The 21,188-nt window shown below is 68.8% G+C and carries 20 protein-coding genes; 7 read left to right on the top strand and 13 right to left on the bottom strand.

Annotated elements, in window-relative coordinates; genetic code table 11:
- Positions 1-646: 646 nt before the first annotated feature.
- Positions 647-1,669, top strand: coding sequence for a sensor domain-containing diguanylate cyclase (locus BDI24065_RS39335; RefSeq protein ID WP_175035724.1), 1,023 nt, complete (start codon positions 647-649; stop codon positions 1,667-1,669).
- Positions 1,670-1,736: 67 nt separating this feature from the next.
- Here the strand turns inward: BDI24065_RS39335 and BDI24065_RS39330 are convergent, their stop codons facing one another.
- From BDI24065_RS39330 to BDI24065_RS39315, 4 genes are all read right to left on the bottom strand, one after another.
- Positions 1,737-2,189 (bottom strand): hypothetical protein, encoded by a 453-nt coding sequence (locus BDI24065_RS39330; protein WP_175035723.1) that lies wholly within the window; start codon positions 2,187-2,189, stop codon positions 1,737-1,739.
- Positions 2,189-3,595, bottom strand: a complete 1,407-nt coding sequence (locus BDI24065_RS39325; protein WP_175035722.1) for a phosphatase PAP2/dual specificity phosphatase family protein — start codon at positions 3,593-3,595, stop codon at positions 2,189-2,191. Before BDI24065_RS39325 ends, BDI24065_RS39330 begins: the two co-directional genes overlap by 1 nt.
- A complete protein-coding gene (locus BDI24065_RS39320; protein WP_175035721.1) occupies positions 3,592-5,361 on the bottom strand; it encodes a bifunctional alpha/beta hydrolase/class I SAM-dependent methyltransferase in 1,770 nt (589 codons plus the stop codon). Before BDI24065_RS39320 ends, BDI24065_RS39325 begins: the two co-directional genes overlap by 4 nt.
- An 80-nt stretch (positions 5,362-5,441) precedes the next feature.
- A complete protein-coding gene (locus tag BDI24065_RS39315; protein WP_175035720.1) occupies positions 5,442-6,047 on the bottom strand; it encodes a CDP-alcohol phosphatidyltransferase family protein in 606 nt (201 codons plus the stop codon).
- A 456-nt stretch (positions 6,048-6,503) separates the two neighbouring features.
- Between BDI24065_RS39315 and BDI24065_RS39310 the strand changes: the two genes are divergently transcribed.
- Together BDI24065_RS39310 and BDI24065_RS39305 are read left to right on the top strand one after the other, a co-directional pair.
- A complete protein-coding gene (locus BDI24065_RS39310; protein WP_011351684.1) occupies positions 6,504-7,136 on the top strand; it encodes a lysophospholipid acyltransferase family protein in 633 nt (210 codons plus the stop codon).
- Between the two features lie 37 nt (positions 7,137-7,173).
- Complete coding sequence (locus BDI24065_RS39305) at positions 7,174-8,103, top strand: phosphatidate cytidylyltransferase (protein ID WP_175035719.1); 930 nt, start codon at positions 7,174-7,176, stop codon at positions 8,101-8,103.
- A 42-nt stretch (positions 8,104-8,145) separates the two neighbouring features.
- Here the strand turns inward: BDI24065_RS39305 and BDI24065_RS39300 are convergent, their stop codons facing one another.
- Both BDI24065_RS39300 and BDI24065_RS39295 read right to left on the bottom strand, forming a co-directional pair.
- Positions 8,146-8,970: a topoisomerase IV gene (locus BDI24065_RS39300; protein ID WP_175035718.1), complete on the bottom strand. Its 825-nt coding sequence runs from the start codon at positions 8,968-8,970 to the stop codon at positions 8,146-8,148.
- 56 nt (positions 8,971-9,026) lie between these two features.
- The gene (locus tag BDI24065_RS39295; RefSeq protein WP_254609951.1) at positions 9,027-9,791 is read right to left on the bottom strand and encodes a hypothetical protein; all 765 of its coding nucleotides are present in this window, start codon (positions 9,789-9,791) and stop codon (positions 9,027-9,029) included.
- A 105-nt stretch (positions 9,792-9,896) separates the two neighbouring features.
- Between BDI24065_RS39295 and BDI24065_RS39290 the strand changes: the two genes are divergently transcribed.
- Together BDI24065_RS39290 and BDI24065_RS39285 are read left to right on the top strand one after the other, a co-directional pair.
- Positions 9,897-10,688: a response regulator transcription factor gene (locus BDI24065_RS39290; protein ID WP_175035717.1), complete on the top strand. Its 792-nt coding sequence runs from the start codon at positions 9,897-9,899 to the stop codon at positions 10,686-10,688.
- Between the two features lie 178 nt (positions 10,689-10,866).
- The gene (locus BDI24065_RS39285; RefSeq protein ID WP_175035716.1) at positions 10,867-11,688 is read left to right on the top strand and encodes a carbon-nitrogen hydrolase family protein; all 822 of its coding nucleotides are present in this window, start codon (positions 10,867-10,869) and stop codon (positions 11,686-11,688) included.
- Positions 11,689-11,718: 30 nt separating this feature from the next.
- Here BDI24065_RS39285 and BDI24065_RS39280 read toward each other — a convergent pair whose 3' ends face one another.
- From BDI24065_RS39280 to BDI24065_RS39270, 3 genes are read right to left on the bottom strand one after another with little or no spacing between them, the layout of a single operon-like run.
- Positions 11,719-12,030, bottom strand: a complete 312-nt coding sequence (locus tag BDI24065_RS39280) for an AtuA-related protein (RefSeq protein WP_175035715.1) — start codon at positions 12,028-12,030, stop codon at positions 11,719-11,721.
- Complete coding sequence (locus BDI24065_RS39275; RefSeq protein ID WP_175035714.1) at positions 12,030-13,388, bottom strand: acyclic terpene utilization AtuA family protein; 1,359 nt, start codon at positions 13,386-13,388, stop codon at positions 12,030-12,032. The genes BDI24065_RS39280 and BDI24065_RS39275 overlap by 1 nt, the downstream gene beginning before the upstream one ends.
- A gap of 40 nt (positions 13,389-13,428) precedes the next feature.
- Complete coding sequence (locus tag BDI24065_RS39270) at positions 13,429-14,727, bottom strand: CitMHS family transporter (protein ID WP_175035713.1); 1,299 nt, start codon at positions 14,725-14,727, stop codon at positions 13,429-13,431.
- A 97-nt stretch (positions 14,728-14,824) separates the two neighbouring features.
- Between BDI24065_RS39270 and BDI24065_RS39265 the strand changes: the two genes are divergently transcribed.
- Entirely contained in the window at positions 14,825-15,721 is an 897-nt protein-coding gene (locus BDI24065_RS39265) for a LysR family transcriptional regulator (RefSeq protein ID WP_175035712.1), read from the top strand.
- Positions 15,722-15,763: 42 nt separating this feature from the next.
- Here BDI24065_RS39265 and BDI24065_RS39260 read toward each other — a convergent pair whose 3' ends face one another.
- Both BDI24065_RS39260 and BDI24065_RS39255 read right to left on the bottom strand, forming a co-directional pair.
- On the bottom strand, positions 15,764-16,348 hold the full coding sequence (locus BDI24065_RS39260) for a flavin reductase family protein (RefSeq protein ID WP_175035711.1): 585 nt from the start codon (positions 16,346-16,348) through the stop codon (positions 15,764-15,766).
- A gap of 132 nt (positions 16,349-16,480) precedes the next feature.
- Positions 16,481-16,906 (bottom strand): VOC family protein, encoded by a 426-nt coding sequence (locus BDI24065_RS39255; protein ID WP_175035710.1) that lies wholly within the window; start codon positions 16,904-16,906, stop codon positions 16,481-16,483.
- Positions 16,907-17,018: 112 nt separating this feature from the next.
- Between BDI24065_RS39255 and BDI24065_RS39250 the strand changes: the two genes are divergently transcribed.
- The gene (locus BDI24065_RS39250) at positions 17,019-17,894 is read left to right on the top strand and encodes a LysR family transcriptional regulator (protein WP_175035709.1); all 876 of its coding nucleotides are present in this window, start codon (positions 17,019-17,021) and stop codon (positions 17,892-17,894) included.
- A 15-nt stretch (positions 17,895-17,909) separates the two neighbouring features.
- Here the strand turns inward: BDI24065_RS39250 and BDI24065_RS39245 are convergent, their stop codons facing one another.
- Positions 17,910-18,689, bottom strand: a complete 780-nt coding sequence (locus BDI24065_RS39245) for a hypothetical protein (RefSeq protein ID WP_175035708.1) — start codon at positions 18,687-18,689, stop codon at positions 17,910-17,912.
- A 55-nt stretch (positions 18,690-18,744) separates the two neighbouring features.
- The coding region (locus BDI24065_RS39240; protein ID WP_254609950.1) for a TonB-dependent siderophore receptor at positions 18,745-21,188 on the bottom strand (2,444 nt) is incomplete at its 5' end.

The following is a 21,188-nucleotide window of genomic DNA, read 5'->3' as shown; positions in this document are numbered from 1 at the left end:
CGCGGCCGCGCTGGCCGCCGCAGGCACGGCCGCGAGCGCCGGCGCAGCAGCAGCACCTGACGCCGCGGCAGCCGGCACGGCCGGCATCGGCGCGGCCGACAGCGCGGCCGTGTGAAAAGCGCCGACCATGGCGGCCGACAGGACGAACAGCGACACGGCCGGCTTCATGCGGCACCCCGTTTCGTCAGGATCATCCGGTCATCCGTCGCATCGAAATCGACGCACGCAAAGCAGCTATGCCCGTGAGTGAACATCCCCACTGCTTCCCCTCATATCTAACTGGCCTGATTCATATATCGAAACGATGCGGCGATTTCTTTAATCGCCTTTCATCGTGTTACGCGCGCCTGGCACCGGCACACGCCCATTCGTCACACTATCTCAAAAATAGGACAAAACTCACCCCGATTCGCGACGATGAAGCGAAAAAAACCTCAATCCAGTCGGAAATGCTGCGCGAGAGGCAGGAATGGTAAGAATTGCGCCGTTGTCGACCGACAGGCCGAACGGCATACTGCCGGCGCGGTACGGCTGGCCGACTGCGGTCCGTTGCAGACCGCCCCGCCGAAACGCGCTGCCGTGAGGCGGCGCGTATGCTACCGCAATCCCGCGCCGCCGGACGTGCTTTCTTTCACGGAAAACTGACTTGAATCAAATCGTCGACACTGCCACCCCGTCCCCCGACACGCTGCTGCGCATCATCGCCGCGCAGACCGAGATCGCGAAGCTCGGCCTCGACCTCGGCAGCGTGATGGCCTACGTGGCCGAGCAGGTGCCGCAGCTCACCGGCGCAAGCGCCGCCGCGGTCGAATTCGCCGAGGGCGACGACATGGTGTACCGCGCCGCGTCGGGCACGGCCGCCGGGATGCTCGGCTTGCGGCTGCGGCGCTCGGGCAGCCTGTCGGGCCTGTGCGTGCAGCAAGGCGAGTTGCTGCACTGCACCGATTCGGAAACCGACTCGCGCGTCGATCGCGACGCCTGCCGGCGGGTCGGCCTGCGCTCGATGCTCGTGATGCCGCTCACCCATGCCGACACGACGGTCGGCGTGCTGAAGGTGATGTCGCCGGAAGTCGACGGCTTCTCGCAAGCCGACGCGGGCACGCTGCGGCTGACGGCCGACCTGATCGCCGCCGCGATGTTCCATGCGGCGCGCAACGAGGCGAACGAACTGTACCTGCGCGCGACGCACGACGCGCTCACGGGCCTGCCGAACCGCGCGCTGTTCTACGACCGCCTGCGGCAGTCGATGCACACGACGCTGCGCGCGAACGGCCGGCTCGGCATCCTCAACATCGACATGGACGGGCTGAAGCCGATCAACGACGGGTTCGGCCACCGTGCGGGCGACGCGGCGCTGCGCGAGATCGCCACGCGGATGCAGGGCGCGGTGCGGCGCTCGGACACGGTCGCGCGAATCGGCGGCGACGAATTCGCGGTGATCCTGCCGAACATCGGCAACCGCGACGATGTGCATGCGCAAAGCACGCGGCTCGCGAGCCAGGTCGGCGAACCGTTCGAATTCGAGGGGCGCCCGATGCGGCTCGGCGTCAGCGTCGGGATCGCACTGCTGCCCGACGACGGCACCGACATGAACGCGCTGATCGAGCATGCTGACCAGGCGATGTATGAAGTGAAGCGGACGCGGTCGCAGCGGATAGCGCACACGTAACACGCACTCGACGAACCGGCGGGCGAAACGACAGCCCTCGACCGCCCGCGGCGAGCTTGACCGGGCGCTAGCCGATCTGCGGAACGGCGATCGCGAGCCCGACCACGAGCCACTGCACGATCGCGACGAGCACACCGGCGCGGCACAGCCCGACCGCGCCGCGCACGCGTGCGTCGAGTGCGCGTCCGGCCTTCGACGCATCGATCCAGCCGAGATCGGCGAGCGCGCGGTCGAGCGCCGCGAGCCCCTCGTCGACCGATCCCTCGCCTGCCGCCGCACGCGCGAGCGCGGCGAACAGCCGGCGGTCGATTTCGATCCGCACCGCGTACCACAGTGCCGCGATCCCCGACCCGGTGCTGACGACGGCCAGCAGCACGCGGGCGATCGTCGCCGGCGCCCAGCCCGACGCGATCCACCAGCCGGCGCCCGCCGCGGCCAGCGCGGCCGCGATCGCCCACGCGCCCGCATCGAGCGCGCCGCGCGCGGCGGCAATCCTGAATGGCGCGGACGGGTCGCGCATCACACGCCTCCCGCGCCGCGCCGGCGATCGATCCACTGCTGCAGCACGGCTACGCCGTCGTCCGACCACACCGCATGCGGTCGCACCGCGCGCACCGCGGCCAGCGCGTCGCGCGCATCGCCGAGCCCGCGCCGCGCCGCGAGCCAGGCAGCCGCGCACAGCACGCTGCGCCCGTAGCCGAGCGCACAGCAGACCAGCACGTCGCGCCCTTCCCCGTGCAGGCGCTCGAGCGCCGCGACGGCCTGCGCAAGTTGCTCGGCCGTCGGCGCGACGAGATCGAGCTGCGGCACGGTCGCATACGCGAGCGACCCATCGACCGACGTCCAGCGCGGCATCTCGGCGGTCAGGTCGACCAGCGCCGTGAAACCGTGGCGTCGCACGTCGCGCGTGGCCGGCGTGCGGCCGATCGATACGCGTTCGTCGATCCGCACCGGCGCCGGCTGCCGGAACGTCCACAGTCGCGAATTGACGAACGCGGCGGCAATCGTCGGCGCGAGCAGCCAGCGGATGACGACCGGAAAACGCCCGTGCGCGTCCTTCTGGAACGCACCGGGCGCGCCGCGCCGGTAGATCCACGCGACACAGGCGAGCGCCAGCGCGACCCACCCTGCCGCCAGCGCCCAGCCGGGCGCGCGCGGCACGCACCAGAGCGCCACGAGCGCGACCGCCGCCGCGCCAAGCGCATAGCGGCGCGCGAGCGCGCGGCCGGCCGCACCCGGCGATGCATCGGCACCCGGCAACCGGCCCGCGGCATCGCGCAGCGGAAACAGGAACAGCGCGAGACAGCCGACGGCCGCGCCGGTCGGCACGTCGATCGCGTGATGCTGATAGGTGGTCAGCACCGACACGCCGATCGCCGCGAACCACAGGTGCAGCACGACGCGCGCGAACGTGCCGCGCAGGTGCTTCGCATAGACGGCCCACAGCACGACGAGCAGCCCGATGTGCAGCGACGGCGCCTGGTTGAACGGCTTGTCGAAGCCCATCAGCAGCGTGAACAGCGCACCGGCCACGCCGCCCGCGTCGGGCCGCTCGAACCCGAAGCGCAGCGGCCACGCGATGAAGCACGCGACCGAGATCAGCTGCACGGTCAGCAGCCGCTTCACGTGATCGAGCAGGTCGGCGCGGCGTGTCCAGAAAAAGAACGACAGCGCATACAGCAGGTCGATCGACCAGTACGGCACGATCGTCCACGGCACGAACGGGATCGCGTGCTCCCAGCCGAACGCGAAGGTCGGCACCGCCGCGCGGCGCGCGGCGAGCCAGTTCGCGAAGCCGTAGGTCGAGAAGAACACGGCGCCCATCGCCGCGAGCCAGCCGACGCGCAGCGCGAACGACGCGTCGCGCGCGCCGGCGGCCGCGGCCGGCTCGGCGAGGCCGCTCGCGCCGCCGTCGAGCGCGCTCATGACGCGTCGACCCGCTGCGCGAGGCTGACCGTGAAGATGCCCATTGCGTCGATCCGCTGGTCGAGCTTGCGGAAGCCCGCGCGCGCGACGAGTTCGTCCATCTCGGCCTGCGAGCGGCGGCGCATCACCCAGGTCGCTTCGCCGCGGTGATTGTTCAGCGCACGCGCGATGAATTCGAGCTGCGGATGCCACGGCTGCCCCGTATAGACGAGATAGCCGCCCGGCGGCACGGCCTGCGCGAGCCCGCGCAGCGAGCGCTCGATCAGCGCGTTCTCGCCGAACAGCTCGTAGAGGCCCGACACGATCGCGAGCGTCGGACGCGGCTCGAGCGTCGCGAGCGACGCCTCGTCGAACGCGTCGCCGCGCTCGAAGCGCGCGATCGGCTCGAGGCCGCGCTGCGCGATCAGCACGCGCCCGGCTTCGACGTTCGGCGGGCTGTAGTCGCGCAGCGTGATGTCGTCGGGTGCCGCGCCGTCGCGCTCGGCGGCCGACGCGATCGCGTCGAGCACGTAGCGCCCGTGCCCGGCCGCGATGTCGACGATCCGCACCGGCTCGCCGTGGCCGCGCAGGCGGCCGATCGCCGCGCCGATCAGTTCCTGCAGATGCACCTTGCGCTGGCGGATGCCGACCCAGCCCGGCGAATCGAGATACGTGCGGTCGATCAGCGCGCCGACGCCGAGCCGCCCCTGCGCGCGGTTGCGGTACACGTAGTCGAGTGTCGAGCCCGAATCGAAGCCGAGCCGCAGCCCGAGCGCGATGCCGTCCGACAGCGCGCCGCCCGCCTTCAGGCCGGCCCGCGTGAGCGCCCAGTACGCCCGCGCGAACGCATTCGCGGGCGGCCGGCCGAGCGCCGCGTATTCGTCATGGAACGCGCCGCGCCGGTCGGCATCGGCAAGCGACACGCGCGGGCTCGGCGTATCGAATTCGCGCAGCACGAATGCACGCAGCGGCGCAAGCGCCTGCGCGCGGTCGCGTTCGCCAAGCGTGTCGTGATAGAAGCCCGGCAGCACGACGCGCTCCTTGCGCGCGGCGCCGAGGCGTTCGAAGAAGCGGTCCTGCGGGCCGCGATGCACGACCCAGTCGGCGCCCGAGATCAGCAGTTGCGTCGGCACGGTGATCGCGGCCGCGTCGGCGACGATCCGCTGCGCGGTGTCGTGCAGGTCGAGCAGCATGTTGACCGCGATCGGCCGCGTGATCAGCGGATCGGACGCATAGCTCGCGATCCGCTCGGGATCGTGCGTGAGGAATTTCGGCTTGACGTAGCTGTTCACGTAGAACAGCCCGCGCAGCTTGTGCATCAACCGCAGGCCCGGCCGCGCGAACGGCACGTAGAGCTTGATGTGGAACGCCGGCGATGCGACGACGAGCGCACGGATCGGCGGCGCATAATCGTGCGCCCAGGTGGCCGCGAGCACCGCGCCGACGCTCTGGCCGACCACGGCCATGTCCTCGATCGCGATGCCGTGCGTGTCGCGGATATGTTCGACGAAGGTCTGCAGGTCGCGCACCGACGCGGCCGCGCTCGGGCTGTAGCCGCGCGCGCCGGGCGAGCGGCCGTGGCCGCGCGCATCCCACGCGAAAAACGCGAAATCGGGCAGGTCGAGCTCGTCGACGAGGTGCGCGACGCGCGCCGAGTGTTCGTGGCCGCGATGCAGCAATACGATTGCGCCGCGGCAGCGTGAGCCCGTCGCGGGCCAGTGACGATAGAACAGCGTTTCGCCGTCGTGCGTGATGAAGTCGGCCTCGCGGGCCATGCGTGCGCTCATGCGATCTCTCTCGTTTCGTTATTCGAATTTTGGTGCGCCGCCCTCCGGCGCCCGGTACTGCAACTGCCCTGACGCCCTTCTCAACCGCCCTTTTCCGCGATGCCGGCCTGCACGCGCCGCACCACGGTCACGATCGACAGCACGATCAGCAGCCGCCACAGCCATGCTGCGACGCCGCCGACCGGAAACCCGAGCCCGATCCACAGCGCGAACGCGCCGAGGGCGAGCGCGCGGTCGCTCTTGCCGAACGGGCCGTCGTAGCGGCGGCTCACGCCGACCAGCGGACCGATCAGCCCCGCGCATTCGACGATCACCGCCGTCAGCGCGAACAGCCAGACGTCTGCCGGAGCGAACGCGGGAATCGCGAGAAACGGCAACACCAGCGCGATATCGGACACGACGTCGCCGAGTTCGTTCAGGTATGCGCCGAGCGTGCTCTTCTGGTTGTGCTCGCGCGCGAGCATCCCGTCGATCGCGTTGAGCGCCATCCGCGCGAACAGCCACAGCGGGATCAGCAGGAACAGCGCGCGGGCAAACACGCCGAGGCCGGCGAGCGCGCCGACGACGATCGAGCCGCCGGCCGCGAACAGCGTGACCTGGTTGGCCGTGACGCCGCGCTCCGCGAGCGCGTTCGCGAACGGGCGCAGATAGTTCTGGAATTTGGGTTTGAGTGCGTAGAGGCTCATCGTTTTATTTGCGCGGCACAGTCGGATACGTTTCCCGCCGCCATGCCCCGGGCGGCGAAACGGCCTTGGACGGCCTTCCATGGACGGCCCTAATCGTCGCCGAGCGGCCCCGATGCGTCAAGCATGCGCCCGGCCCGCACGCGTGGCGCCAATCTGGCATTTTTGACGGAAACTCGCGATAATCCGCTGGCCCGATCGCAGCGAGATCCATTCGAACTGCAAACGGGCACTCGTGCAACAGCCGATTATCACGCCGCCGACCGGCGCATTCGCCGCGATGCAACAGCGTGTGGCGGCGAATCGTCCGATTATCGCGGACCTGCGACAGGCAGCCACGAATTTGAAAAAATTTAAACAAGGGCCGTCCGGCGCGCATCCTGCCGCGCCGGCATTCCGGGGCCCCACCCGCCGCACATCCGCCGCGGGTCATGCAGGCAGGCAGGAGGCGCAGCGCCGATGAACATCCTCAACGTCTGGCAGCGCGATTTCCTGCTGTCCATCGTGCGGCTCGTCGCCGGCGCGTATCCGGTCTGGCATCAGGCGCCGCCGTCCCCGACGCAGAAGATCTACTTCTCGAACCATACGAGCCATATCGACACGCTCGCGATCCTCGCCGCGCTGCCGCGCAACGTGCGCGCGGTCGTGCGGCCGGTCGCCGCGCGCGACTACTGGGACAGCAGCGACATGAAGCGCCACATCGCGCAGAAGCTGCTGAACGTCGTGCTGATCGATCGCCACCGCGAATCCGGCGGCGATCCGCTCGACCCGGTGCGCGACGCGCTCAAGCAGGGTCACTCGATCATCATCTTCCCGGAAGGCACGCGCGGCGCCGAGATCCTGCCGCAGCCGTTCAAGAGCGGGCTGTTCCACCTCGCGACCGAGTTTCCGGACGTCGCGCTCGCGCCCGTCTATCTCGAGAACCTGCAGCGGATCATGCCGAAGGGCGCGATCTGGCCGGTGCCGCTGATCTGCAAGGTGCACTTCGGCGCGAACGATGCGCTCGGCGCGCAGGAAGACAAGCCGACGTTCCTCGCCCGCATGCGCGACGCGGTCGTCGCGCTTGCGCCGCCGCAGCGGCCGGCCGGCTGAACGCGGCGCCCTCTTTTCCCTTTTCCGGATATCAATAATGCGAACCATCTTCTGGGAACTGGTCGCGGGCGTCACGGGCGTGCTCGTCGTCGCGACCGTGATCGGCGCGATCCTTGGCGCACGCAGCGGCGGCACGAGCGCGACCATCGTCAACCTGAACCAGCGCATCCGCGCGTGGTGGGCGATGATCGCGATCATGGCCATCGCGATCGGCCTCGGCAACAACATCACGTATCTGGTGTTCGCGGTGCTGTCCTACCTGACGCTGCGCGAATTCATCACGCTCACACCCACCACGCCGAGCGACCATACGACGCTGTTCATCGCATTCTTCGTCGCGATCCCCGTGCAATACCTGCTGCTCGGGATCAACTGGTACGGGATGTATTCGATCTTCGTGCCCGTGCACCTGTTCTTCGCGATGTCGCTCGTGTCGGCGCTCACGCAGGACACGCGCGAATTCCTGAGCCGCAACGCGAAGATCAACTGGGCGCTGATGGTGTGCGTGTACGGGCTGAGCCATGCGCCGGCCGTGCTGATCCTCGACATTCCGCACTACGCGGGGCAGAACGCGCTGCTGCTGTTCTTCTTCCTGTTCGTCGTGCAGATCAGCGACGTACTGCAGTACGTGGTCGGCAAGCTGTTCGGGAAGCGCAAGATCGCGCCGCAGTTGTCGCCGTCGAAGACGATCGAAGGTTTCATCGGCGGCGGTTTGCTGGCCACGCTGTGCGGTGCGTCGCTGTGTCGCGTGACGCCGTTCAGCTTCGGGTCGGCGTTCGGCATCTCGCTCGCGATCGTGATCGCGGGCTTCGTCGGCGGCCTCGTGCTGTCGGCCGTCAAGCGCTCGCTCGGCACCAAGGACTGGGGCTCGATGATCGCGGGCCACGGCGGGATGCTCGATCGCGTCGACTCGATCTGCTTCGCCGCGCCGGTGTTCTTCCACCTCGTGCGGTATCTGTACGTGTGATGCGCGGGCGGCGCCATGCCGCCCGTTCCTGCGCACGAAGGATCAATACCCTTCGCGCAATGCCTTCGGCACGACGTAGCGGCCACGCGCCGCGTCGAACTTCACCGTATAGCGCGCGTGGATGTCCTTGTCGCCGCGCGTACCCGTTTCCGTGACCGTCAGCGGATAGACGTCGCCGGTGCCGGTCGTGTCGGGCACGATCGTGAACGTGCGGCTCTCGCAATGCGATTTCGCGTTCCCGCAATCGAGCGCGCCCGTGTTGTCGAGCGCTTCGTTGATGCGTGGCGCAGCCTCGACGATCGCATGGCCGACCGGCAGCCAGATCGACCGCATCGCCATCGTGTAGCCCTGCAGCGTGACGCCGTCGCCGATCGTGAAGCCGAACAGGTGCGGGCCGTACCGCTCGATGCGCACGGTGCCCGGTTCGCCTCGCTTGCCGGACGCGATCTCCGTCTTCTTCACCACCGGTTCGAGCGTCTTGCCGTCCGCCGCTGGCTTCAACACGTACAGGTCGATGGTGCCCGTCGTGCCTTCCGAATCCATTCCCGGCATCCCGTTCTGCACCGCCGCCTCGGTCTCGCCGCACATCGCGAGCAGCGTGCGCGGGCCATCCGCGGTCGCGACGCGCAGCGAACCGCATGGCGCGTAAATGAAATCGTCGCCTGCCGCCTGCCAGCCCTTGCGGTCCGCGCGCCACTTGCCGTAAGTGTCCTGGATGAAGGTCTTCAACAGACGGTCGGGCTGGGCCGGCTCGGCCGCATGGACGGGCGACAACGCGGAAAGTGCGGTGAGCACCGCGAGTGCGCCAAGCGCGGCAAGCGAAGCCGCCGGCGGTTTCGGACGTGTGTTCCGGTGCGGGACAGTCATGACGTGGTTCGTTCCGGTCGAAAAGATGCGGGGCGGCGGGTGGCGGGCACACACGATCAGGGTTGCCGTGGCGCGATGCCGGTGCCGTCCGGCTTCAGCCGCGCGGTTGGCACCCACCCTTCGGCGCTGCCGCGCGTGCGCGGATTCAGGTAGACGACCGACGTGAAACGGCCATAGTCGGTGCGCGCGTCGACGTGATCGTGCTCGACGACGAACAGCCCGTCGATCCGGCATGCGACGTCCGGCGCGGAATAGAACGCGAGGCGCCCCTTGCCGGTGACGACACGCCCGGTGTCGCTGCCCATCACGTAATCGCCCTGCGCCTGCGCGCGGCGGTTCAGCGCATCGCAATCGACGGCGTTGCGCACGGGCGCGGCCGGTGCGGCCGGCGCAGCACACGTCGACACGAAACGCGACAGCGCGCGCCGGTCGAGATTCAGCACGTCCGACCGGTCGGGATCGCGGGTGACGTCGAGCGCGCGCATCGACTGCGTATCGAGTGTTACCCAGCCGATCGTCGCGTCGCGATTCGGCGTGCCCGGTCGATCCGGCATCGTGAACAGCCTGATGCGGTAGACGTCGCCGTCACGCTCGTCCACGTCGGCATGGATGTCGCGCCGGTTCATCGCGGTCTGCCGCAGTGCCGGCACGATCAACCGCGTCAGTTGATCGTTGCACGACGCCCGAGGCGCGGCGGCGGCCGTCTGCACGGCCATCGCGCCCAGGCACGCCAGCGCGACACGCACGGCGGCAGCCCCGAACCGGCGGCGGCATACGGCCTCGCCATTCGCGCCGGCCGGCGTTACGATCTCGTTCTTCACCCAGGCTCCGTTCGATGCGCGCGGGAATCTGCCCGCGAGCCCGTAGCGTACACGCACGGCGCGGCACCGCAAGCGCGCATCGCACCTGCCCGACAGGGACTACGCATGAACCTCACGTTGCAGGACGTCGCATGGCACCGGTCGGTCGGACGGCTCATCGAGTCGCTCGACCAGCCGGGCTTCTGGCTGGCACTGATCCGGCTGATCGAGGAATACGTCACGGTCGACAGCTGGGTCGCACTGACGTTCGGCGACGGCCGCCCGCAGGTATTCGCCGAATGCCCGTACGAAGGCGGCGGCCCCGACCCGCTGTTCCGCGACTACGTGCAGGGCCTGTACCAGCTCGACCCGTTCTACATCGCGAACCGCGACGCGCCGAAGAGCGGCCTGTTCCGGCTGTCCGACGTCGCGCCGGAGTGCTTCCGCGATACCGAGTACTACACGCTCTATTTCACGCACAACGTCGTCGAGGACGAGGTGCAGTTCAACGTCGTGCTCGACGACGCGCGCACGCTGTGCCTGTCGCTCGGCAGCAAACGGCGCTTCAGCCCCGAGCAGGTGGCGCTGCTCGACCTGATCCGGCCGTGGGTGGTCGGGCTGATGCGGCAGCGGCTCGCATTCGAGCCGGCATCCGCGGACCATGCGCCGCCGCGCCGGCCCGGCGCACACGACGGCTTCGAGCACGCGATGGCGCGGCTCGGCACGCCGCTCACCGCGCGCGAACTCGACGTGATCCGGCTGATCCTGAGCGGCCGCTCGAACAAGGAAGTCGCGAACAAGCTGGCGATTTCCGCCGAAACGGTCAAGGTGCACCGCCGCAACATCTACGGGAAGCTCGCGATCAACTCGCAATCGGAACTGTTCTCGCTGTTCCTGAACGCGCAGACCGGCACCTGACACGCACCGCGGGTCACGCGTGCCGACGCGCGCCGCCACCGGCGGCGTCACAGATCAATACCCCCGAAGGGTTAACGCGCCGGCGGGATGGGAAATCCGCCGCTTCGGCGCATACTGGGGCCTCCTTACCCACCCTTCCGGCGCCACCGGCGACGGGCCTCCTGCTACCGACATCGCCATGAAACTGAAGCTCGATATCGTCCAGCTCGCCGGTCGCGACGGCGACACGCACTACAACCTGCAGCGCACGCTCGAAGCGATCGCAACCTGCGCACCGGGCACCGACATCGTGATGTTTCCGGAAGCGCAGCTCACCGGCTTCCTCGATCCGTCGAATCTGGCCGAATGCGCCGAGCCGCTCGACGGCCCGAGCGTCGGCGCGGTCATCGCGGCCGCACGTGCACGCGAGGTGGCGGTCGTGGTCGGGCTGATCGAGAACGACGGCGGCCGCTTCTACAACACCACCGTGTTCGTCACGCCGGACGGCATCGCGCTGCGCTATCGCAAGACGCATCTGTGGGTCAGCGAGCACGGCGTCGTGCTGCCCGGCGACCGTTACGCGACGATCGAATGGCACGGCGTGCGGATCGGCCTGCTGATCTGCTACGACAACGAATTCCCCGAAACCGGCCGCGCGCTTGCCGCACTCGGTGCCGAGCTGATCCTCATCACCGACGGCAACATGGAGCCGTACCGCCCCGTCCACCGCACGTCGGCCACGGCTCGGGCGATGGAGAACCAGGTGTTCGCGGTGGTCGCCAACCGCGTCGGCGGCAGCACGCACGACGTCGTGTTCGCGGGCGGCAGCCTCGCGGCCGATCCGTTCGGCAACCTGATCTTCGAGGCCGGCAATACCGAATCGCGTCACGCGGTCGAACTCGATTTCGACCAGCTCGCCGCGTCGCGCGCGGTCTACGACTATCGCCGGGATCAGCGCCTGCACATCGCCGGCGAACGCATCGAGCACGCCAACGGCCTGCGCGAACTGCTGATTCCGTAAGCGCCGGCTCGCCTCCGGCGGCGCCATCCATCACGCCGGGTCGGGCACCTCGATCGCCAGCAGCGCCGAACTGACCGACTTGCCGTGCGCGTCGAGCGCAAGCGAGCGCGTGACGCCGCCGCCGAGCGCATCGCGCAGCACGAAGTTGAATGCGCCGAGCGCCGGCAGTTCGTAACGTACGACGTCGCCGCGCACGATCCCCGCGAGCCACGCCTTCACGGCGTCGGCATCCAGATGCGTGCGCAGGTGATCGTAATGACGCGGATCGCGGCAGATCACCGATACGTTCAGCGTATTGCCCTTGTCGCCGGTGCGCGCATGCGCCAGTTCACGCAGTTGCATCATGCCTCCACGAATGAAAACGACGGCGTCACGGCCGCACGCGGCAGCAGCACCGACTGCACCGCGATCACCTCGCGTGTCGACTTGAACGCGCCGCCGCCACCGGCCGGCCCGTTCGTATAGAGCGTCTCGACTTCGTTGCCGATGCGCGCCGCTTCGGCGGCGCTCGCCGCACGGCCGGCCACCCGCACACGCACCTCGGCCGGCTCGCCGCGCACGGCCGGCGTCGCGTCGCCGTACAGCGCATCGACACCGATCAGGTCGAAGCGCAACTCGGTCGCGGCAACGCCGGTCAGCGCCAGCCGCTCGCGGACGATCTCGAGCGCGAGACGCGCACGTTCGAGCGCACCCGGGCCGCCGTACGAGATCTGGCCTTCGCCGATCCAGCCGTCGACGTAAGCCACCGACACCTTCAGCGTGTCGGGCCGCGCGGTGCCGCGTCCGCCCGACACGCGCACGCGGTCTGCGGCCTCCTCGGCCACGGCAACGCGCGTGAAATCCGCAACGACATCGGGCTGCAGATACCTCGCCGGATCGTGAATCTCGTAGAGCAACTGTTCCTTGCAGGTCGCCGCGCTCACGCGGCCCCCGGCATGCGGCACCTTCGTGATCACGACCGAGCCGTCGGCCCCGACTTCGCCGATCGGAAACCCGAGCCGCGCGAGGTTCGGCACGTCCTTGTAGCCGGGATCGGCGAAATAGCCGCCCGTCACCTGCCCCGCGCATTCGAGCAGGTGGCCGACGACCGTCGCCGCCCCAAGCCTGTCCCAGTCGTCCATCCGCCAGCCGAACGCGTGGATCAGCGGCGCGGCGAACAGCGACGGATCGGCAACGCGCCCGGTCAGCACGACATCGGCGCCGGCCGCGAGCGCGTCGACGATCGGCGCGGCGCCGAGGTACGCGTTCGCGGACACGATGCGGTCGCGATACGCGGCGACGTCGTCGCCCGATTCCTCGAAGCGGAACGCGCCGCGCAGCACCACGTCGAGCACGTCGTCGCCTTCGACCGCCGCGACCTTCAGCTGCGCGAAGCCGAGCGATTGCGCGATCTGCGCGGTGCGCCGTGCGGCCGCACGCGGATTCGCCGCGCCCATGTTCGACACGATGCGCACGCCCTTCGGTGCCGCGACCGGCAGCACCGCGTGCATCCGCGCAGCGAGCAGCGGGTCGTAGCCGAGTGCCGGGTCCTGGCGCCGCGCCTGCTGTGCGATCGCGATCGTGCGCTCGGCCAGGCATTCGAAGACGAGATAGTCGAGCTGCCCGTGTTCGGCCAGCTCGACCGCGGGCTCGATCCGGTCGCCCGAGTAGCCGGCGCCCGCGCCGATGCGCATGCGCCGTTCAGGTTGCTTTGCTGTCATGTCCGTACCGTCGTCCGGCGGATGTCACCGCCGGGAAAGATCAAAAGATGCCCAGCACGACGCACGCGATCGTCATCACGATCGAGGCGCCGAACAGCAGCGGGAACGTGAATTTCTGGTGCTCGGCCAGCTCGATGCCGCACAGGCCGACGACGAGGAACGTCGCGGGCGTCAGCGGGCTGACCGGAAACCCGGTCGTCATCTGGCCGAGCAGCGCGGCCTGCCCGACCTGCACGGCCGGCACGCCGAGCTGGCCGGCCACCTCCGCGATCACGGGCAGCACGCCGAAGTAGAACGAATCGGGATCGAACAGCATGCTGAGCGGCATCGACGCAAAGCCGAGCACCACCGGGATGTGGCCGGCCATCGACGGCGGCACGAAGCCGACCGCCGCCTGCGCCATCGCCTTCAGCATTCCGCTGCCCTGCATGATCCCCGTGAACACGCCGGCCGCGAGCAGGATGCCGGCCATCATCAGCGCCGCGCGTGCGTGCGCATCGATGCGCTTTCTCTGCATGTCGACGTCCGGGTAGTTCACCATCAGCGCGATGCACAGCCCGACCATGAACATGATCGCGGGCGGGATCTTCTCGCCCATCACGACCATCGTGCCGAGCACGACGAGCGTCAGCGCCAGGTTGAACCAGAACAGGTGCGGCCGGCGCAGCGCCTGCTCGTCGGGCGTCAGCTCGCGCTTCGGCAGCGGAATCGACGCATCGTCGCGCGACAGGCCGAGCCGCTTCTCCTCGCGCCGCCCGAGCCAGTACGCGACGCCGAACACGAACACGAGCCCGATCGCCTGCACCGGGATCAGCGGATTGAACAGCGCCGACACCGGCAGGTGCAGCGACGCCGACGCGCGGATCATCGGCCCCGTCCACGGCAGGAAGTTGATGCCCGCGGCCATCGACACCGCGGCGGCCAGTACGCGCCGGTCCATCTTCAGCCGGTCGTACAGCGGCAGCACGGCCGGAATCGTCACGAGAAAGCAGACGGCGCCCGAGCCGTCGAGGTGGATCAGCAGCGCGAGCAGCGTCGTGCCCATCACGATGCGCGTCGGCCGCGTGCCGACCGCGCGCAGGATGCGGTCGATGATCGGGTCGAGCGTGCCGGCGTCGGTGATCGTCCCGAAATAGAGGATCGCGAACACGAACATCCCGACGACGGGTGCGAGCCCCTTCAGCCCGTCGATGACGAACTTGCTGGTGTGCAGCCCGAAGCCGCCGATCAGCGACGCGGCGATCGGCACGATGATCAGCGCGACGAGCGGCGACATCCGCTTCGACAAAATTGCGGCCAGCAGCACGACGATCGTGCCAAGCCCGAGTAACGGCAGCATCCGTGTCTCCTACCTTGTCTTTTATTGGAGACGAGCGTAAGGTCGGCGCAGCGATAGCACAATTGAAATGATTTGATCGCAGCAATCACGAACCGTTATGGATCTGAATCTTCGCGACATTCGCGCGTTCGTCACCGTCGCGCAGGCCGGCAACTTCACGCGCGCGGCCGCGCGCCTGCACCTGTCGCAGCCGGCGTTGACCGTGCAGATCCGCCGGCTCGAGGAAATCGTCGGTGCGCGCCTCTTTGACCGCAACAGCCGCAGCGTCGCGCTCACGCAGACCGGGCGCGAGCTGCTGCCGCTGCTGCAGCGCTCGCTCGACGACATGGAGCGCGTGCTGCGCGATGCGCGCGCGCTCGGCGAAGGGACGAGCGGCACGGTGCGGCTCGCGTGCCTGCCGACCTTTGCATCCAGCCTGCTGCCCGAGCTGATCCAGTCGTTCCGGCGCGACGTGCCGCGCGCGGGCTTCGAGATCCGCGACGGCGTCGCGAGCCTCGTCACCGCACTGGTGCGCAACGAGGAGGCCGATCTCGGATTGACCGGCGGCGACACGTTCGATGCGTCGCTGGAGGTGCTGTATGCGGGCGCCGACCGGCTCGTCGCCGTGTGCCCGAAGGATCATCCGCTCGCGCGCAAGCGCCGCGTGAGCACCGCCGACGTCGCCGCCGTGCCGCTCGTGCTCACCGCACAGGGCACGAGCGTGCGCAGCGTCGTCGATGCCGCGCTGGACGCGGCCGGCTGCACGCCCGACATCGCGTGCGAACCGACCTACATGATGACGGCCGTCGCGATGGTGCGCGGCGGGCTCGGCGTGACGATCCTGCCGGCGACTGCACGCGAGGTGCGCGCCGAGCCCGAGCTGGTCGCGAAGCCGATCGACGACCCCGCGTTCGTGCGGCCGATCGCGCTCGTCACGAAGCGCGGCCGCACGCTGCCGCGCGTCGCGCAGGCGTTCGCCGAAACCATGCTGGCTGAATTGAAAAAGCGCGCGTGAACCGCGCGCCCGGATCGGCGGAACCGGGCGCCCGCCCGATGCTTACTTCGCGTCCGGATCGACGTGCAGCGATTCGCCGATCGCATAGAAATTGCCGCCCGCGATGTAGTGCAGGCTGCGCAGTGCCGGATCGGCCGATTCGAAATACCAGTGGCCGTCGCGGAACACGCGCGTATCGGACCACGCCGCGACCACCTCGCCGATGAACAGGTCGTAGGTCTGCTGGTTGTGCGGCTCCGGAATCAGCTTGCACGCGAGCCAGCCCGAGCAGCCGGCGACGAACGGCAGGTCGTGGCCTTCGACGTCGAACAGCGTGACGCCCGCTTCGCGCAGCTTGTCGGGCCGCTCCGCGAGACTGTGGCTGCCGACCGCATGCGTGAGCCGGATTTGCGCGGCCGTCGGCACCTGGATCACGAACGTGCCGCTGCGCTCGACGAGCTCACGCGTCTTCGCGGTCTTGTCGAGCACGACCGTCAGCTTCGGCGGCAGGAAGTCCAGCGCGCACGCCCATGCGGCGGCCATCACGTTGTCGACGCCGCCGTGGCGGGCCGATACCAGCACGGTCGGGCCGTGGTTGAGGAGACGGTAGGCTTTCTTCAGCTCCACCGGAGCGATGTGACTGTCCATACGGGTTCCTTGGAGAACGGCACGCACGAACGGATGCCGTGCGGCGCGGCGCCGGCCGGTGCGCATCCGCGCTGCCAGGCCGGAGGCCGCATTCTCGCACCCAATTTCAATCGGCGCTGACCGCGCCGCCGGCTACTTCGCGAACAACTGGCCGATGTCGCGGAACGCCTTGAATTCGAGCGCGTTGCCGCACGGGTCGAACAGGAACATCGTCGCCTGTTCGCCGACCTGCCCCTGGAACCGCACATACGGCTCGATCGCGAAGGTCACGCCGAACGACTTCAGCCGCTCGGCCAGCGCTTCCCAGCTCGGCCAGTCGAGCACGATCCCGAAATGCGGCACCGGCACGTCGTGACCGTCCACCGCGTTCGTATGCGCGCCTTCCTGCGACGCGGTCTTCGGATGCGCGTGGATCACGAGCTGGTGCCCGTAGAAGTCGAAGTCGACCCACTGCGCACTCGAGCGCCCCTCTGCCAGCCCGAACACACGGCCGTAGAAATCGCGCGCGGCCGGAAGATCGTAGACCGGGATCGCCAGGTGAAACGGGGAAAGACTCATGGTTGCCTCATGATGAAACGCTCGCGTGGCGCGAGGACGGCACCATGGTAGTCAAGGCCAAGCAGAAATTAAATCAATATATAGTTGCATCATTCACAAACGGAATTGATGAATGATCCGCGAACTGAAAACCCTCGTCGCCGTCGCCCGGGAAGGCACGTTCGCCGCGGCCGGCAACCGTATCGGGCTCACGCAGGCCGCCGTGAGCGCGCAGATGCAGCGCCTCGAAGCCGAGCTCGGCTTCGCGCTGTTCGACCGGCAAGGCCGGTCGGCGCGGCTCAACGAGATGGGTCATCACGTGCTCGACCAGGCGCAGGCGCTGATCGGCCTGTACGACAACCTGAGCTCGACGGCGCCCGGTTCGCCGGCCACCGTGCGCGTGACGATCGGCGCGATCGCGTCGGTGCAGAGCGCGCTGCTGCCGGCCGCGCTCGCCGATTTCCATCGCCGGCATCCCGCGTGCCGGACACGCGTGATCCCGGGGCTGTCGATCGAACTGGTCAACCGGGTCGATGCGGGCGAAATCGACATGGCCGCGATCATCCGGCCGCCGTTTTCGCTGCAGAGCGACCTGCACTGGACGACGCTCGTGCAGGAACCGTTCCGGCTGATCGTGCCGCGCCGCGTGAAAGGCAAGGACTGGGCCGACCTGCTCGCGAGCGAGCCGTTCGTGCGCTACGACCGCGCGTCGTTCGGCGGCCGTCAGGTCGATCGCTTTCTGCGCAAGATGCACATCGCGGTGCGCGACACGTGTGAGCTTGACGAGCTCGACGCGATCGTCAAGCTCGTCGAGAACGGCGTCGGTGTCGCGATCGTCCCGCAGACCGCCGTGTATCGCCGCTGGCCGGTCGGCGTACGCGCGCTCGACCTCGGGCATCACACGTTCCACCGCGACATCGGGCTCGTGCATCGCGCGCGGCGGACGATGTCGGAGCCGGCGCAGATGCTCGCGCAACTGATCGAAGCGGCGGCACTGCAGCCGGCCTAGCGCCGATATCGCCAATCAGCGCCGCCCGGCCGCCCAGTCGACGGCCGCGTCGAACAGCGCGACACCGGCCGGTGACAGGTTCACGAACGTGTCGTTGTCGAGGAAGAACATCACGCGGCGCGCGGGCGCAAGCGCTTCGTAGTCCATCGTCGCACCCTTCTCGTACGCGAAGATCGCCGCCTTGTCGGGTTGACCGTACACGGTCGCGATCGTGATCGCGCCAAGCCCCGGCTTGCCCCAGCTCATCGGCGCCTGCTTGCCGTACACGTTCGCCGCGCCGGCCGGCAGCCCGGCCGAAATCGGGTGCGGCGCATTGACGAGCCACAGGTAGCGCTCCTTGCCCGTTTCGCCAAAGTCGACGTCGTGACGCTTGCCCGTCATCGCGAGATCGTCGAGCAGGTCGTTTTCCCAGGTCACGAGCGGCTTGTCGAGCGTGCGCCAGCCGGGCCGCACGTTCTTCGACGACACCGTCGACGAAATCACGACCAGGTCGGCGTCGCGCGCCGCATCGGGCGTCGACGACTCGTCGATCAGGCGCACCGCATAACCGCGTTCGCCGAGATGCTGGCCGATGCGTTCGTCGACCTTCAAGTTCGGCCCGCGCAGCTGCACGAGCATCGCGACGCGCGTGACGGCCTGCGGCGCATCGATTGCCAACGCCGGGGTGGCCACACCCGCGCCGAGGCCAATGCCCGCGCCGATCGCGAGCACCGAGCCCGCGATCGCGCGCAATGCGCGACGCCGCGCGCCGGCGGCAACGGCGCGCACGGCGCCGGTCTTCATGTTCCGGTTCATCTGGAGCTTCTCCGAAGCCGCGCGCCGCCGTAACGGCCGCGCGGCGATTGCGTGGTCAGAACTGCAGCGTGGTGAGCAGCGACACCTGTCGCGCATCGCCGATCGCGACGAAGTAACGGTTCGCGCTCGACGGGTAGTAAGTGCGATTGAAGAGGTTCTTCACGTTGAGCTGGAACGACAGCTTCTGCTTGCCGATCCGCGTGTCGTACGTGGCGAACGCATCGGCGAGCACGTACGACGGCAGCGTGAAGCTGTTCGCCGAATCGCCGGGCCGCGCGCCGACGTAGCGCATGTCCGCGCCGATGCGCAGGTCGTCGCCGCCGACCACCGTGCCGAAGTCGTAGACGGCCGCGAGCGACGCGGTGTGGCGCGCGACGTTCCACAGCTGGTTGCCGGCGTACAGCGGATCCTCGGTGGTCTTCGCGTCGATATACGCATAGCTCGCGATCACGTTCACGCGTTCGCCGATCTTGCCCGACACGTCGAGCTCGATGCCGCGCGAGCGCGCCTTGCCCGACGTGCGCCAGTCGGTCAGCTTGGTCGCGTCGTTGTACTGCGACACGAGCACGTTCTTCTTGTCGATATTGAAGAACGCGAGCGTGCCCGTCATCCCGCCCGGCAGGTCGAGCTTGCCGCCCACTTCCCATGCGGTCGCCTCCTCGGGCGGCGTCGCGCCGTCGATGATGTAACCCGTCATCGGCGCGATCGACGACGACGGCTTCAGCGACTGCGAATAGCTGCCGTACAGCGAGAACGTGTCGGTCCACTTGTAGACGATGCCCGCGCGCGGCAGCCACTTCGAGCCGCTGAGATCGGTGTTCGCCTTGAACGGCCGGCCGCGCCCGGCGACCTGGTTGTACGTGATGTAGCGCAGCCCGCCCGACACGATCCACTTGTCGGTCAGGTGGATCGTGTCCTGGACGAACGCCGACGCATCGTGCAGCGTGTCGGTCTGGTCGCTGTCGCTCGCGGACACCGTGCTCGACGGCGGCAACAGCCCGTAGACGGGATTGAGATAGCTGAACGGCGTCTTCACGGCCTGGCGCAGCATGTCCTTGCGGTAGATGCGGCGGTATTCGGTGTCGAAGCCGACCTGCACGTCGTGCTGCATTCCGCCCAGCATCAGCTTGCCGTTCACGTAGCCGATCCCATAGCTGTCGGTGCTGAGCGAGCCGTGCGTCGCGTCGTTGCTGCGCGTCATCGTGCCCTTCACCGGATCGACGCCCGTCGTGCGCAACTGGTTCGCGTCGTAGGTCTCGCGGTTGTAGCTGTAGCCGAAATGCGCACTCCAGTCCGCGTTGAACTGGTGATCGACGCTCAGCTGCGCGAGATGCGATTCGCCGTCCATGTTGTTGAACGGCTCGTCGATGCGCCGCCGCGCGGGAATGTCGAGCGGCGCGTTGGTGTGCGGGTCGAGCGCCGTGCCGCGATCGAACGGCGAATGGAATTTCCGGTACTGGTAGGACACCGCGACCTGCGTATCGCGGCCATACCACGCGAGCGACGGCGCGACGAAGGTCTGCCGGTATTCGCCGAAGTTGCGCCAGTACTGCTCGTTCGACTGGTCGACGATCAGCCGGTACGCGAGCCGCGAATCGCCGACCGGCCCGGTCGAATCGAAGGTCGCGCTGCCGCCGTTCTTGCCGTGCCCGAACGTCGACGCGCCGAGCGAGATCGCGTTGTAGCGCTTGAGCTGCGGCTGCTTGGTGACGACGTTGACCACGCCGCCCGGGTCCATCAACCCGTACAGCAGCGACGTCGGCCCCTTCAGCACCTCGACGCTGTCGACCGCCGCGTTGAACGCGCGCCCCTGCACGAGCGGCATTCCGTTCTGCATGATCGAGCCGTCGCGATTGCCGCCGAAGCCGCGCTTCATGATCGTGTCCTGCGTGCCCGCGAGCGTGTTGCCCTGCGTGATGCCGCTGACGTTGCCGAGCGCGTCGTCCAGGTTGCGCGGGCGCTGGTCGCGCAGCACCTGCGCGGGCACGATGTTGACGGCCTGCGCGGTATCGAGCAGCGGGATGTCGGAACGCAGCACGCCCGCCTCCTTCGGCGCGCGATAGCTTTCGGCGCGCAGCGCGCTGGTGCGCACGTTGATCGCGGGCAACTCGGCGCCCGCGACCACGCCGGCCGCCACGGGCCGCGCAACCGAACCGTCCGCGCGATTCAGCGTGTAACCGCCGCCCGATTGGCGCAACGCGACGAGCCCCGTGCCCGCCAGCAAGCGGTCGAGCGCACCGTCCACATCGAAGCGGCCTTGCACGCCGCCGCTCGTCAGGCCGGCCGTCAGCTCGGCCGGAAACGCGAGCAGGATGCCCGCGTCGCGGCCGAACCGGTTCAGCGCCGCTTCGAGCGGCCCTGCCGGGACGTCGAACGCACGACGCGCCGCGCGCTGTGCGGCCGGCGCCGCTTCGGTGTCGGTGTCGGCCAGCGCGGGCAGCGGCAGTAGCGCCGACACCAGGACGGCGCCGGCCAGGCAGCGCGCGAGGCGCCCCGGCG

This window comes from Burkholderia lata (assembly GCF_902499025.1).
GTDB classification, from domain to species: domain Bacteria; phylum Pseudomonadota; class Gammaproteobacteria; order Burkholderiales; family Burkholderiaceae; genus Burkholderia; species Burkholderia lata_C.
Note: the sequence above shows the minus strand (reverse complement) of the source record. Positions and strands in the feature narration are given on the sequence as shown.